Here is a 13,177-nt window from a genome sequence, read left to right on the forward strand (position 1 = left end):
AGCACTACGTGGAAGTCAACGCATGGCGCTTCGCCCGTTACTGCCGGGCTCAGGCCAACAAGGGCGCGTGAACTGTTGGTTCGCAGGAGACAGCGGGCCGGCAAGCAGTCGCGCCAGCCGCTAACGAGCGCTACTTCGCGATCACGGTGATCTTCTTCGAGTAGACCGGTGGGTTGTGCGGGATATGATTTTCGTCGCCCATCAGCAACTGGAGCGTGTGCTTGCCAGGCGGAAGCTCGATCATCGTTTCCGTTTCGCCCGCGCCGAAATGCAGATGCTGACGGTCCGACGGAATCTCCTGATCCATCGGCATCGGCGGCAAGTCCGTGTCGATCAGCAGATGGTGGTGGCCCGTGTTCGGATACTTGACGCCCTTCGGCGCGACGCCCATGAAGCGCAGGCCGAACCACACGCGAAACGGCTTGTTTGCCGGCACGACCTGACCGTTGTTCGGATAGCCGATATACGCATATGCATCCTTCGGCGCCGGTGTCGGCCCGGCGAATGCCGTGCTCATCGAGACAAGCACGGCGAGCGCCGCGACGGCAACGATCTTGACCATGGCTCTTCTCCCGCTGATGCGTTCTGCGCCGGCACGCAATCGAACCGCGGCCCGGCGGCGCGCTCACTTCACAGTGATGGTGATCTTCTTCGAATAGACGGGCGGGTTGTGCGGCACGTGGTTATAGTCGCCCAGCAGCAGTTGCAGCGTGTGCTTGCCGGGCGGCAGTTCGATGCGCGCATCCGTTTCGCCGGCGCCGAAATGCAGATGGTTTCGGTCGGACGGAATCTCCTGATCCATAGGCGGCAGGTCCGTATCGATCAGCAGATGATGATGCCCCGTGTTCGGCACGTTCGCGCCTTTCGGGCACACGCCCATGTTGCGCAGCCCCATCCGCACCCACAGCTTGCCGCCCGTGATCACGGCGCCGTCCGGCGGCCATATGATGTATTCCTCGGCGCCGGGTGGCGAAGGCGTCGGTCCCGCGAACGCCAGGGTTGAAGCGAGCAGCAGCATCCAGAAGGTCGCCAGCCATGTTGTTCTTCGCATAGCGCGTTCTCCGCAGAGCGTCAGTGCTTATTGCTTCCGCTCTAGCTTAGGACGTAACTTGTTAAAAAGATACGCGACGCTCGTTAACGTTGTGATCATTGTGATGTACTGATCACGCGCTATCGACGAGAGACCAGATGACGCGCATGAAGCGTTTCATTCGCGTTCACGCGAACCAACGAAGTGCACGCCCCCGCATCGCATGGCGACCGGCGGCAGTGACACGGATATCACGCCGACTCGTCCGATAACCAGCTTCCGTCCAGAACAAACAGGATGCGGATATGTGGCGACTACTTCTCTTCTTTGGCGTGGCCAGTGCGCTCTCCATGCAATGCGCCGATGCGCAGCCATGGCCTCAAGACACGGCTGACCACGCGACCGCATTCACGTCTGGTCGTTCGTTAGACGTATCCAGCAACAAGGTTGCGCTCGTCATCGGCAATGCGGATTACCCGCAGTACGCGCTGCCGAATGCCGCGCGCGATTCGCGGAGCGTCGCCGCTGCGTTGCGCGCGCGAGGCTTCGACGTGCTGTTGCGCACCGACGCCACTGCGTCGCAGATGCGCGATGCGCTTGTCGAGTTTCGGCGCCGCCTGCGGGCCGGCGGCATCGGCGTGTTTTATTACGCGGGGCATGGCTTGCAGGCGGGTGGGTCCACGCTGCTCACTCCCACGCATGCGGATCCGAACGCGCCTGCGGCGTTGCTGGCGACGAGTGTCGATCTGTCGGACGTTCTGTCTGCGTTATCGATCGAGCGGCCGCATGCTGCCAGCGTGATCGTGCTCGACACGTGTCTCACGCAACCGTTCTCTGCGACCCTGGTAACGCCGAGGCTGCCATCGCAGACGCTGATCGCCTATGCCGCGGCACCGGGCGAACAGGCGGAGGACGGTGCGCGTCATGGCGTGTTCACGGGCGCATGGCTGGACGAAATGGCGCGCGTGCCGGAAGAACCCATCGATCTGATGTTTGCGCAGGTTGTCGCGCGCGTCAGCCACAGCACGAACGGCTTGCAACGGCCGTGGATTGCGTCGTCGCTTACGCAAGCGCTTCCACTTCCTGCCGCAGCGCTCGCGCTAACGCAGGATGAAGTGCTGGATGGGACCACCGCTTATGTGCATTCGCGCCCATCTGCGATCACACGCGGCATTCTGCCCAAAGACAGCAACGAGCAGTACGAGCTGACGTTCTGGGATTCGATCAAGGACAGCAATTACCCTGGCGATTACGAAGCGTATCTGAAGGCCTATCCGAACGGCCGCTTCGCGGCGCTCGCCAAGGCGCGCATCGAGCGGCTCAAGGCGTCCTCTGCCGGCACACCGGGCGCGCCCCCTGCGTCCGCATCGCACACACCGCCACCGGCGCCAGCACAGACATCCGCGCCAGCGCCTGCAAAGCCGCCCGCGCCTGCCGCACCACCCAAAACCGTGGCAGCACCGGCACCGGCTCCCGTATCGCCACCTGTGCATGCCGGCGCGGAAAGCAAGGACTGCGCGGCGTGCCCCGCGATGATCGAACTGCCCGCGGGCTCGTTCACGATGGGCAACAGCTCCGACGATCCTTCGGAAAAGCCGCCGCATCATGTGACCATTGCCGCGCCGTTTGCAATCGGCAAGTACGAAATCACGGTCGAGCAATGGAATGCATGCGCGGACGTCAACGGCTGCCCCAAACTCGCGCCCGAGAGCAACAGCGTGAAGAATGCACCGGCGCGCGATCTAAGCTGGGACGATGCGCAGGCCTACGTGAAGTGGCTCAGCAAGGTGACGGGCAAGACCTATCGTCTGCCGAGCGAGGCCGAATGGGAATATGCGGACCGCGCGGGCACCACGACGAAATACTGGTGGGGCGACCAGATGCGCAAAGGCATGGCGAACTGCAAGGACTGCGGCGACCCGTATCACGCGGAAGCGCCGGAACCCGTCGGCAGCTTCGCGGCCAATCCGAACGGTCTGTTCGACATGAACGGCGGCGTGTGGGAATGGGTCGGCGACTGCTGGCACAACTCGTATCAGAACGCACCGAACGACGGCCATGTGTGGGATACGCCGGGCTGCAGCATGCGCGTGATTCGCGGCGGCTCGTGGCGCGAAGGTAACGACTACATGCTGACGTCGACGCGCTTCAAGTACAGCCAGAGCGTGCGTCAGTCGCAGGATGGGATGCGGGTCGTGAAAGAGCTCAAATGAGCGCCTGGATCGCTAAATCGCGGGTTAAGACGGGGTTTAAGGCAGGGATCAACGCGCCGCTTGAAGCGTGACTCATTGCGAGGCGCGCTGCACGCGTGCCTGGCTCGTGATCTGCGCGATATCCGCTACCACACGTCCTTCGCCGTAAGTCGCGGCGAGTTGCTTAAGCCGAGTATCGAGCGCGCGCAGATAGTCGGCGCGCGGCTCGATTTCCGGACGCGGCGCGGCAAATAGCGGCGCGGGCGTGATCATCATCACCACCAGTTCCGGACCGAACGGCTTCGAGATGATCCACTCACCGCCCGTGCCGACTGCCGCCGCGTAGTGCGACGGCGCCTGGTTGTCCTTCACGCGCGGCCCTGGAACCATGTGCACGACCTGACCATCGAGCATGTAGTAGTCGATGGTCACATAGGAGTCGTAGCCCGGCGTCGCCACGTCGACGACGAGCGGATCGCCTTCGGTCAGCACGCCGTTCGGCATGCGAGCCGCGAGGCTCGCGACGTGTCCGGCCTGCCAGTTGCGCGACCAGGACGGACCGAGCGCTCTCAGCACGTCGCATTTGTCAGCGCCGACCGACGTCACATCGAGTTCGAGCTTCGTCGATGTGATGCCCGGCACCCGCGCGAGCGCTTCGCCAATGCGCGCTTCGGCCTGTCGCGATGCGAAGCCGCGCACATGTAACGTGTGGTCCTGTTCCGACGCCGCGAGCGCTGAGCACGGCAGTTGCGCGAGCAGCGAGGCGACCGTCGCGGCGCTGGGCGCCGCGGTTGATTCGCCAGGTTGCGGAGCCGACGTCGCTGCTACAGTGCCCGGCGACATCGAAACATGCGCCGGCGTCGTGGAAGCTCTGGAAGCCGCGGACGCCATAGCCGCGACCGCGTCCGAGCGAACGAGGGCCGCGGAAGCAACCGACGCATCCGACACGGTCGCATCCGCCGGTCGGTTTGCAGTCCGATGTGGACCCACCGGGCTGCGATGCAGATACAGCGTGCCGCCCGCCACGCACGCGAGCACGAGGCCCGCGATAGCGGACTTCGCCAGCAGCCCGCTACGATCCACCTGCGGTCGCGGAACACGCGCAGCCGCACGAGCACCCGCCCCCGCACGAGCGGCCGCTGGCCGCTCCTGAGCGCCGAACGCTTCGACGAAACGCGCCACGCTCGGCGTGCGCGCGTTGCGATCGAACGCCAGCGCCGAGCGCAACGCGCGCCATGGACGCGTGCCGAGATTCTCCGGACGCGCGGGAACGAGATTGGACGCGCGCGCCTGGGTCGCGGATTTGCGATCGAACGGGTGGCGCCCCGTCAACAGTTCATACGTAATGCAGCCAAGCGCATACACGTCGTCGCGCGGGTCCGGCTCCAGATGCTCGAGCATTTCCGGGCTCGCATAGGCAGGCGTCAAAGCACCGAGGCTTGCCGGATCGAACACCGTCGCATCGCTTTCCTCTTCCGGGCGCTGGAACACGCGCGCGATGCCGAAGTCGATCACCTTCACTTCGTTCGCGTCGGTGAGAAACACGTTGGCCGGCTTGAAATCGCAATGCACGAAGCCGCGTTCATGCGCGTAGGCAAGCGCATTCGACATGCCACGCACGATCGGCAATGCCGAGGCCACCGGCATGCCCTTGAAGCCCGGCGCACGCAGCACCTGGCTAAGCGGCTGGCCCGACAGGTATTCCATCGTCAGATAGACGATCGGACCATCGCGATCGAAATCGTAGACAGTCACGATATTCCGGTGCGCGAGCACCTGCGCCTTGCGCGCCTCGCGCTGCAACGCGATCAGCGACTTCGGATTGCCGCGGAACTGCGTATTGAGCACCTTGATCGCGACATACGGCTTGCGGTCCGACGCCTCGAGCTTGCGCATGTCGAGCGCCTTGTAGACGGTGCCCATGCCGCCCACGCCGAGACACTCCTCCAGCACGAAGCGGTTGTTGAGCGTATCGCCGGTGCCCTTCATCCGGTCGGCGCTGCCCGGCTCCGGCTGCTGGGTTTCGTTGCCGCTTGCGGGCGGCGGCGCGGCGAATCGATCCGCGACCGTCTGCATGCGCGTTTCCTCGCCGCCCGCGAGATTGGCCACCGGCATCTGCTCGATCCTGCGGCGCACTTCCGCATACAGGTCCTGCGGCAAGGGCTTGTTCGTATGCGCTTCGCGAAGAATGTCGAGCAGACGCGCGACGCCGAGACCTTCGGTCGTCAGCGTGTTGTCGAGTTGAGCGACGAACGCATCCTGCGTCAGCGTGCCGCTCTGATAGTCATGAATCGCGTGCGCAAGACTAGTCATGGCTTTAAAGCGACGCCGCTCCCCATGGCCGAAGAATGTGTGTGTCGTAGCCCATTACAAATGCTGGTTCGATGGTAGTTCGCATGGTTACCTTTCGCAAATCAGGTCCTGCCCGTGAGCACCGCTAGCGAAGTGTTGCCCAGTATCCGACAGCTTCCGGCGATCCGTTGGCCGCCATCCGTCAGCACGCACATCCTGAATCCTCTGCCGGATCACACATGCTCCCTTAGCGTCGCCGCGAAAGCCTTATGCAGCGGGTTTCCCGAAAATTTCTTCACGCACTGGCCTTCGTTTGGCACGACCCATGCGTTAGTGACGCCCGAGCAGACATGATGCTCAATCAACCGCAACACCGAGGCCTTTACCTCGTTATCTTCTTAGGAGAACTGTCATGAGCGCACTGATGATCAAAGACCTGTCCGTCACCGAACAACTCGACAGCAAGGCGATGCAAGCTGTCCGCGGCGGCTACGGCTACGGCTTCCCGATCTTCCCGAGCAACACGTTCAGCATCAACAACAGCAAGACGGTCAATGCCGAGCAGCTTGTAAACAACGCGCTGACGGTCAACAACGTCAGCGACAACAACGACGCGTTCAACGAAGGCCTGCCGACCTCGATCAAGTCGAACGTCAACGGCACGAACAACGTGTTCGCGTAACAACCACACGTAGTTCACGGGGACCGGGAGCGCCGCCCGCGCGGCGCTCCCAGGTCGTTCCGGCGTGACCACCTTTCCTCTGGAGAAGCACCATGTCCACCCTCATGATTCGCGATCTCGACGGCTCGCGTACCCTCGATCACCGTGAAATGTCCGCGGTATCCGGCGGTGCAGGCACGCCGGGCGTCAGCGGCAACAGCTGGCTCAGCGGTCTCGGCCCCGTCGCCAAGATCGACGTCAACGTGAACCAGAACATCACCCAGGCTCAGCTCATCGACGTCTCGACGCTGAACAACGACGGCATCATCGGCGCCGGCTTCGTCGGTCCGAACGTCAATGTCAGCCCGTCGCAGTGGGCGGCCGCCACCGCTGTAGTCTGAGCGCGTGTCGCGGTGAAGGCTCGCGTGTCTTCACCGCTTCCGGAATGCTCGCCAGTCCACACTTCGATGAGCGCGGATTTCCTATACTGAACTCGTGGTTCAGTTCAGTGCGATCGCAATGCGCGATCGGATCCCGCGCGGGTCGCTCAGGCGGCACGCGACCCATTCTTCCGAACAGCCATGTCCAAGCTCGTCATCAAGGATTTGCTCGAAAGCGTCGAACTCGATCGTGCGGCAATGACCGCGATCGTCGGCGGGGCTCGAACAGGTGGGCGTTTTTTCGGCGCGGTCGCCGAGACGTTGTCCGCGACCGGCACAGCGTCCGCCGCGTTGCGCGTGATCGATTACCCGAAGGGTTTTCCGGCGGCAGCGCCTGCCGGCGATGCGCGCATTCCGGCTAACAGCCTGTTGCGCAGGTAGCGGGCGCTACCTCACGGCGTGAGATCACGCCTGTAAATCAGCGATCAGCCTGCGAATCAACCAAGAAGCGGCACGCGCTCCGGTTCGTCGGCTTCGAACCAGTCGGGATTGCGCGCGGCGATCGGGCCGAGCGTGACGAGAATCTCGCGCAGATGCGAGCGCATTGCGTCTTCCGCTGCGCTGGGGTCGTGCGCGCGCAGCCCCGCGAGAATCTTCGCGTGCTGCCGGATCAGGTGATCGAGCGGCGACACATCGGGCAGGCTCAGATAGCGCACGCGGTCCATCTGCGCCTTGATGTCCTGGATCGTGTCCCATGCCGCCGCGCAGTCGATGGACTGTGCGATCGCGCAATGGAACGCTTCGTCGAGCGCGAGAAATGCGGCCGTGTCGTTCGCCTTTGCCGCAACACGCTGATCGCGCAGATTGTCCGCGAGGAGCTTGAGTTGATCGTCGGTGATCGATTCGGCCGCCTTGCGCGCCACCGCCGTTTCGATCGCTTCGCGAATGAAGCGCCCTTCGCGCACGCGGCGCGGCGAAATGCGCTTCACCAGCGTGCCGCGCTGCGGCAGCACCTGCAACACGCCCGCTTCCACGAGTTTGATGAACGCCTCGCGCACCGGCTGCCGCGACACCTGGAACATGTCCGACACTTCCTTCTCGGAGAGCGGCGTACCGGGCATCATCTGGCCCGCGAAGATCGCCTGGCGCAGCGCGCGGAAAATCTGCCGGCTGATCGGCTCGTGCGAATCGAACGACACCAGTGACGTCAGGTCCGGCAGCGCAACGCGCGTCGCCGCCATCGGGCCGACACGCCGGCGCGAGCGCGGCGCGACGAGACCGCTTTCGGTGACGATTCCGCCATCGGCAATGGCGGAGGGCGCGGAATTCTGACGGGCTTTCATCGGCATTCGGCTGGTTGGAAAAGACTCGCTGCGAGACGGGCAAAACGCGTTGCGGATACCTCGATAACCGGCGCGAATGCCCGCCGCGCAAGGCACGGACGGTAGAACCATACTACCATGCGCGACTCATCTCGGCTGTCGCGCGCGGCTCGCGGATCCACACGACCGAGCACACCGCGCCCACCACCGCGATCGCGCCGGCCAGCGTAAACGCGCTGCCGTACGCGCCGTGTGTCGCCTGCACGATGAAGCCGGTGATCGCGGGGCCGATCACGCCCGCGAGATTCGCGAGAAAGTGCACGAAACCACCCGCGCCGCCCACGTGTTCGCGCGGCACGGTGTCCTGAATCACGGCCCAGTACACGGAACCCGTCGCGTACAGGAAGAAGATCGACACCGACATCAGCGCGACTGCGCTGCCCGTGCTCTCCACGCGCCCCGCCAATGCGACGCACACGGCAGCCGCACCCAGACACGTGCCGAGCACGATCTTGCGCGACAGCAGCGCACGGCCCGTGACACGCAGGATGCCGTCCGAAATGAAGCCGCCTGCCGCGAGCCCGATGCTGCCCAGCAGCCACGGGATCACGGTGACGATGCTCATGCTCTGCAGGCTCAGGTGGTGCGCCTCGGTCAGATAGGTCGGAAACCACGACAGGAAAAAGAACAGCACGTAGTTGTACGCGAAGAACGCGGCCGCGGTCGCGAGTATCACGGGCTGATGCAAAAAGTACGAGAGCTTCGGGCGTTCGGCATCAGCCGTTGCATGCGATGGCGTTTGCGACGCATGGACCACAACCGGGTCCGCCTGGTCCTGCGTGATCAGCTCGAGTTCCTGTGGCGAGATGTTCGGGTGCTCGTGCGGATGCTCGGTCGTCGTCAGGATCCACAGCACCAGCCAAGCGAGGCCGAGCAGCATGATCGCGACGAATGCCCAGCGCCAGCCGAAACGCAGTGCCATGTAGCCGACCACCGGCCCCGCAACCGCACCGCCGAGCGGCGTGCCAGAACTGATCACACCGATCGCGCTCGCCACCTCGCGGCGCGGAAACCAGTTGTTCACCATCTTGCTGTTGCACGAACTGAACGGCCCTTCGCCCATGCCGAACAGCACGCGCAGCACGATCAGCGAACCGATGCCGGTGGCGAGCGCGGTCGCGCCGCAGAATACCGACCACACGCCCATCGCCGCACCGAACACCCGCTTCGCGCCGATCTTGTCCGACAGCAGCCCGCCGACGAAATTGAACAGCGCGTAGCCGATGAAAAAGCTGCTGAACACGATGCCCAGCTGCGCGTGCGAAAAATGCAGATCGCGCTGGATCAGCGGCGCCGCGATCGATAACGCCGAGCGGTCCAGATAGTTGATCAGGCCCGCGAGAAAGAACAACGCGACGATGTACCAGCGCTGACTCTTCATCATCATCAGATGTCTCCGTCTTCGATGTCTTGCCTTTGTGCCAAGGCTTTTTTAGTGTTGCGCGAGAATGCGCGATTGGCGATTCGGGTGCTCAGTCGAACCGCAAATGCACCTTCATCGACTGCGAGCGGTCGTGCGCGACTTCGAACGCGTGGTTCGCATCGGCCATGTCGAACGCGTGCGTCATCAGCGGCTGCAGATCGATGCGGCCCAATGCGATCGCGTCGGCAGCGACCGCGTATTCGTCGGTGAAGCGGAACGAGCCCTGATAGCGGATCTCTTTCGCCATCACCAGGTTCGCGGCAACGGGCGATTGTCCGGCCGGCAGATTGCCCACCTGGATCACCGTGCCGCCCGCCCGCACCGAACGCAACGCGGTATCCAGACCCGCAGGGCTGCCGGAGGCTTCGATAACCACGTCGAAAGTACCGCGCTGCTCGGCCCAGCGCGCGATCGTCGCGCTGTCGGCGGCGTCGACGGTTTCGTCCGCGCCGAGCGTTTGCGCGATCTGCAGCGCGCGGCTCGACAGATCGATCGCGGTGAGCGTGTGCGCGCCCGCATGACGCGCGACGCTCAGCAGCAGACAGCCGATCGGACCGCAACCGACCAGCAGCACGCGCGCACCGACCAGCGAACCGGCCAGCTTCACCGCATGCAGCGCGACCGCGAGCGGCTCGGCCATCGACGCGCGCGTGAAATCGACGCCCGCCGACACCGGCACGCACTGACGCGCGGTGACGACGATGAACTGACGGAACATGCCCTGCGTGTGCGGAAACGTCGACGCGCTGCCCATGAAGCGCATGTTCAGGCAGTGATTCGGCATGCCGCTCGCGCAATAGCGGCACGTGCCGCATGTGAGCCCCGGGTTCACCGCGACGCGCTGCCCGACCTGCAGCCCCGTCACGCCTTCGCCGAACGATTCGATCTCGCCGGCCACTTCGTGGCCCAGCACGAACGGCTCGCGCACCGCGAAATCGCCACTCTTGCCCTTGAAGTAGTACGACAGGTCCGAGCCGCAGATGCCGCCCGCGCGCACGCGAACGCGCACCTGGCCGGCGCCGGGTTCGGGCGGCTCGACCTCGTCGATGCGGATCAGTTTCGGTTCGTGCAGAACGGCAGCCAGCATGGTGAACTCCTGATGAAGCCGCGCGCTCAGCGGCGCGCAACGAATGAGGTTGAAGCGGCGAGCGGCCGCGATGATGCGGCATCGTCCACCGTGCCGGTATGCGTGACCCAGTCGTGCAGATCGACGGCCGACGAACGACGTCGCGGCGCCGTTTCAGGCAGGCAGGCGAGCGAAATCGCGGACACGACGCCCAGCACCACCACGTACGCGACCAGCGTGAGCGGGCCGCCATGCCTCACCTGCAGCAGCTTCACGGCGGCCAGGCCAAGCACGCCGCTACCCAGCAGCGAGCCGACCTGCCAGATCAGCGCGATGCCGCTGCAGTGCACGCGCGCCGGAAACAGTTCGGGAAACAGCGCGGCCTGCGGCGCATAGCAGAGGCTGTGGCCCACGGAAATCGCGAGAATCATCACGATCTGGATCGCGATGCGCGAACCGCTATCGATCGCGGCGAAGAACGGCCACGCGAGCAGCACGTGCAGCAGCGCGCCGGCAATGAAGGTGGTGCGGCGGCCGATGCGATCGGACAACGCACCCGCGAACGGAATCGTCACGAGTTCGAGTGCCACGGCGACGATCACCGTCTGCAGCAGCAGGCTTTGCGCGATACCGTGTGCCTTGCCGTACGCGAGCACGATCAACGTGTACATCGCGAAGGTGCACGCCTCGATCAGCTTCGCGCCCACGCCTTTCGCGATCAGCGGGCCGAACTGTTGGACCACTTCGACCACCGGCCGCGTCGCGATCGCCTTCGTGCGCCGGATCGCCGCGAAGATCGGCGATTCCTCCGTGCGCAGCCGGATATAGAGGCCGACCGCCACCAGCACGACGCTGCCGAGAAACGGCAGACGCCAGCCCCAGTCGATCATCTGCGCGGGCGTCAATACACTCGTCAGCAATGCGAATAAACCGGATGGAATCAGGAAGCCAGCCGGTGCGCCCAGTTGCACCAGACTCGCGAAGAAGCCGCGCCTCGCGGGCGGCGCGTACTCGGCGGTCAGCAGCACGGCGCCAGCCTGCTCGCCGCCCACGCCGAAGCCCTGCAACACGCGGATCAGCAGCAACGCGGCCGGCGCCCACATGCCGACGGTCTGATAGTCAGGCAGCAAGCCGATCGCGAAGGTACCGAGACCGACGGTCAGGATCGTCGCGATCAACGCCTTCTTGCGGCCAATGCGATCGCCGAAATGGCCGAACACGATGCCACCCAGCGGCCGCGCGAAAAACCCTGCCGCGTAGGTTGCGAATGCGGCGAGCGTGCCGGTCAGCGGATCGCTGGCGGGAAAGAACTTCTGTCCGAACACCAGTACGGCCGCGGTGCCGTATACGAAGAAGTCGTAGTATTCGGCCGCGGTGCCGATGGTCGACGCAAGCGCGACGCGGCGCAGCATCGCCGGATCGGGCTGGGTCGTGTCTCCGTTTTCGTTATTCGTGCTCATGCCTGATGCCTCACCAGTTCCAGAGCGTGCCGTCCTCGAGCCGCGCGACCGGCAGCCACGCGGGATCGTATGGATACTTCGCCGCGAGCGCTTCGTCGATGTCGACACCGTGGCCTGGCGCATCGCCCGGATGCATCATGCCTTGATCGAAACGCCACGCATGCGGGAACACCTCGAGCGCTTCCTCCGGGAAACCCATGTACTCCTGAACACCGAAATTCGGCACCCACAGGTCGAAGTGCAACGCGGCGCCCATGCACACCGGCGACAGATCGGACGGCCCATGGCAACCGGTGCGCACCTGATACAGCGACGCGAAATCGGCAATGCGACGCAGATGCGTGATGCCACCCGCGTGCGTGAGCGTCGCGCGGATATAGTCGATCAGCTGCTCTTCGATCAGCTGCTTGCAGTCCCAGATGCTGTTGAACACTTCGCCCACCGCGATCGGCGTAACGGTGTGCTCGCGAATCAGCCGGAAACCCGCCTGATTGTCCGCGGGCGTCGGGTCTTCCATCCAGAACAGCCGGTACGGCTCGACCGATTTACCGAGTCGCGCGGCCTCGATCGGCGTCAGACGATGGTGCACGTCGTGCAGCAGATGGGTATCGAAGCCGAAGCGCTCGCGTACCGCTTCGAACAGCTTCGGCACGAAGTCCAGATACTTCTCCGACGACCAGATCTGCTCTTCGACCGTGCCCTTCGTGGCCGGCTCGTACGCGCCGCTGCTCTTCGATACGCCATAGACCGATCGCATGTTCGGCACGCCGCACTGAATGCGCACCGCCTTGTAGCCCGCTTCGACGTGCTCCGCGTAACGTTCGAGCGCTTCAGGGATATCGCGTCCGGTCGCATGCCCGTACACCATCACGCCTTCGCGCGATGCGCCGCCCAGCAGGCGGTAGAGCGGCATGCCCGTTGCTTTGCCGAGAATGTCCCACAATGCCATGTCGACGGCTGCGATCGCGGTCATCGTGACCGGCCCGCGGCGCCAGTACGCGCCTTTGTACAGGTACTGCCAGATGTCCTCGATACGCCCCGCGTCGCGTCCGATCAGCGTCGGGCACACGTGGTCCTTCAGATATGACGCGACCGCCAGCTCGCGGCCGTTCAGCGTCGCATCGCCGATGCCGTGCACGCCTTCGTCCGTGACGATCTTCAGCGTGACGAAGTTGCGCCCTGGGCAGGTGACGATCACGTCTGCGCGAACGATCTTCATGGCATTCATCCTTGCGAAATCAGGGAGAAAAACGCGCCGCCGCGCGGCGCCACGAACGCTCCGGCATGGCAG

The 13,177-nt window shown here is 64.4% G+C and carries 12 protein-coding genes; 4 read left to right on the forward strand and 8 right to left on the reverse strand.

Going from position 1 to position 13,177, the window contains the following annotated elements; translation table 11 throughout:
- Window positions 1-130: 130 nt before the first annotated feature.
- Both DVS29_RS26130 and DVS29_RS26135 read right to left on the reverse strand, forming a co-directional pair.
- Entirely contained in the window at window positions 131-562 is a 432-nt protein-coding gene (locus tag DVS29_RS26130) for a DUF4399 domain-containing protein (protein ID WP_118183421.1), read from the reverse strand.
- 63 nt (window positions 563-625) lie between these two features.
- Entirely contained in the window at window positions 626-1,051 is a 426-nt protein-coding gene (locus DVS29_RS26135) for a DUF4399 domain-containing protein (protein ID WP_118183422.1), read from the reverse strand.
- A gap of 284 nt (window positions 1,052-1,335) precedes the next feature.
- Here DVS29_RS26135 and DVS29_RS26140 point away from each other — a divergent pair, with 284 nt between their 5' ends.
- On the forward strand, window positions 1,336-3,243 hold the full coding sequence (locus DVS29_RS26140; RefSeq protein WP_118183423.1) for an SUMF1/EgtB/PvdO family nonheme iron enzyme: 1,908 nt from the start codon (window positions 1,336-1,338) through the stop codon (window positions 3,241-3,243).
- 72 nt (window positions 3,244-3,315) lie between these two features.
- Here the strand turns inward: DVS29_RS26140 and DVS29_RS26145 are convergent, their stop codons facing one another.
- Window positions 3,316-5,535: a serine/threonine protein kinase gene (locus DVS29_RS26145; protein ID WP_118183424.1), complete on the reverse strand. Its 2,220-nt coding sequence runs from the start codon at window positions 5,533-5,535 to the stop codon at window positions 3,316-3,318.
- A gap of 391 nt (window positions 5,536-5,926) precedes the next feature.
- Between DVS29_RS26145 and DVS29_RS26150 the strand changes: the two genes are divergently transcribed.
- From DVS29_RS26150 to DVS29_RS26160, 3 genes are all read left to right on the forward strand, one after another.
- The gene (locus tag DVS29_RS26150) at window positions 5,927-6,196 is read left to right on the forward strand and encodes a hypothetical protein (protein ID WP_118183425.1); all 270 of its coding nucleotides are present in this window, start codon (window positions 5,927-5,929) and stop codon (window positions 6,194-6,196) included.
- A gap of 92 nt (window positions 6,197-6,288) precedes the next feature.
- Window positions 6,289-6,576, forward strand: a complete 288-nt coding sequence (locus DVS29_RS26155) for a hypothetical protein (protein ID WP_118183426.1) — start codon at window positions 6,289-6,291, stop codon at window positions 6,574-6,576.
- Between the two features lie 180 nt (window positions 6,577-6,756).
- Window positions 6,757-6,996 carry a hypothetical protein gene (locus tag DVS29_RS26160; protein WP_118183427.1) on the forward strand — a complete coding sequence of 80 codons (240 nt, stop codon included), beginning with the start codon at window positions 6,757-6,759 and terminating at the stop codon, window positions 6,994-6,996.
- A gap of 56 nt (window positions 6,997-7,052) precedes the next feature.
- On the opposite strand, the gene DVS29_RS26165 is transcribed toward DVS29_RS26160, so the two are convergent.
- From DVS29_RS26165 to manD, 5 genes are all read right to left on the reverse strand, one after another.
- The gene (locus DVS29_RS26165; protein WP_118183477.1) at window positions 7,053-7,898 is read right to left on the reverse strand and encodes a GntR family transcriptional regulator; all 846 of its coding nucleotides are present in this window, start codon (window positions 7,896-7,898) and stop codon (window positions 7,053-7,055) included.
- 112 nt (window positions 7,899-8,010) lie between these two features.
- Window positions 8,011-9,321, reverse strand: coding sequence for an MFS transporter (locus DVS29_RS26170; protein WP_118183478.1), 1,311 nt, complete (start codon window positions 9,319-9,321; stop codon window positions 8,011-8,013).
- A gap of 88 nt (window positions 9,322-9,409) precedes the next feature.
- Complete coding sequence (locus DVS29_RS26175; RefSeq protein ID WP_118183428.1) at window positions 9,410-10,447, reverse strand: L-idonate 5-dehydrogenase; 1,038 nt, start codon at window positions 10,445-10,447, stop codon at window positions 9,410-9,412.
- Window positions 10,448-10,473: 26 nt separating this feature from the next.
- Entirely contained in the window at window positions 10,474-11,886 is a 1,413-nt protein-coding gene (locus tag DVS29_RS26180; protein ID WP_240655800.1) for an MFS transporter, read from the reverse strand.
- A gap of 10 nt (window positions 11,887-11,896) precedes the next feature.
- Window positions 11,897-13,105 (reverse strand): D-mannonate dehydratase ManD, encoded by a 1,209-nt coding sequence (gene manD, locus DVS29_RS26185; protein WP_118183429.1) that lies wholly within the window; start codon window positions 13,103-13,105, stop codon window positions 11,897-11,899.
- Window positions 13,106-13,177: the final 72 nt, after the last annotated feature.

This window comes from Paraburkholderia phosphatilytica, assembly GCF_003443895.1.
Taxonomy (GTDB): Bacteria; Pseudomonadota; Gammaproteobacteria; order Burkholderiales; family Burkholderiaceae; genus Paraburkholderia; species Paraburkholderia phosphatilytica.

What these genes read in the sequence shown, in the direction of transcription:
- DVS29_RS26130 (WP_118183421.1), bottom strand. Translation starts at nt 562, where the DNA reads ATGGTCAAGATCGTTGCCGTCGCGGCGCTCGCCGTGCTTGTCTCGATG.
- DVS29_RS26135 (WP_118183422.1), bottom strand. Translation starts at nt 1,051, where the DNA reads ATGCGAAGAACAACATGGCTGGCGACCTTCTGGATGCTGCTGCTCGCT.
- DVS29_RS26140 (WP_118183423.1), top strand. Translation starts at nt 1,336, where the DNA reads ATGTGGCGACTACTTCTCTTCTTTGGCGTGGCCAGTGCGCTCTCCATG.
- DVS29_RS26145 (WP_118183424.1), bottom strand. Translation starts at nt 5,535, where the DNA reads ATGACTAGTCTTGCGCACGCGATTCATGACTATCAGAGCGGCACGCTG.
- DVS29_RS26150 (WP_118183425.1), top strand. Translation starts at nt 5,927, where the DNA reads ATGAGCGCACTGATGATCAAAGACCTGTCCGTCACCGAACAACTCGAC.
- DVS29_RS26155 (WP_118183426.1), top strand. Translation starts at nt 6,289, where the DNA reads ATGTCCACCCTCATGATTCGCGATCTCGACGGCTCGCGTACCCTCGAT.
- DVS29_RS26160 (WP_118183427.1), top strand. Translation starts at nt 6,757, where the DNA reads ATGTCCAAGCTCGTCATCAAGGATTTGCTCGAAAGCGTCGAACTCGAT.
- DVS29_RS26165 (WP_118183477.1), bottom strand. Translation starts at nt 7,898, where the DNA reads ATGAAAGCCCGTCAGAATTCCGCGCCCTCCGCCATTGCCGATGGCGGA.
- DVS29_RS26170 (WP_118183478.1), bottom strand. Translation starts at nt 9,321, where the DNA reads ATGATGAAGAGTCAGCGCTGGTACATCGTCGCGTTGTTCTTTCTCGCG.
- DVS29_RS26175 (WP_118183428.1), bottom strand. Translation starts at nt 10,447, where the DNA reads ATGCTGGCTGCCGTTCTGCACGAACCGAAACTGATCCGCATCGACGAG.
- DVS29_RS26180 (WP_240655800.1), bottom strand. Translation starts at nt 11,886, where the DNA reads ATGAGCACGAATAACGAAAACGGAGACACGACCCAGCCCGATCCGGCG.
- manD (WP_118183429.1), bottom strand. Translation starts at nt 13,105, where the DNA reads ATGAAGATCGTTCGCGCAGACGTGATCGTCACCTGCCCAGGGCGCAAC.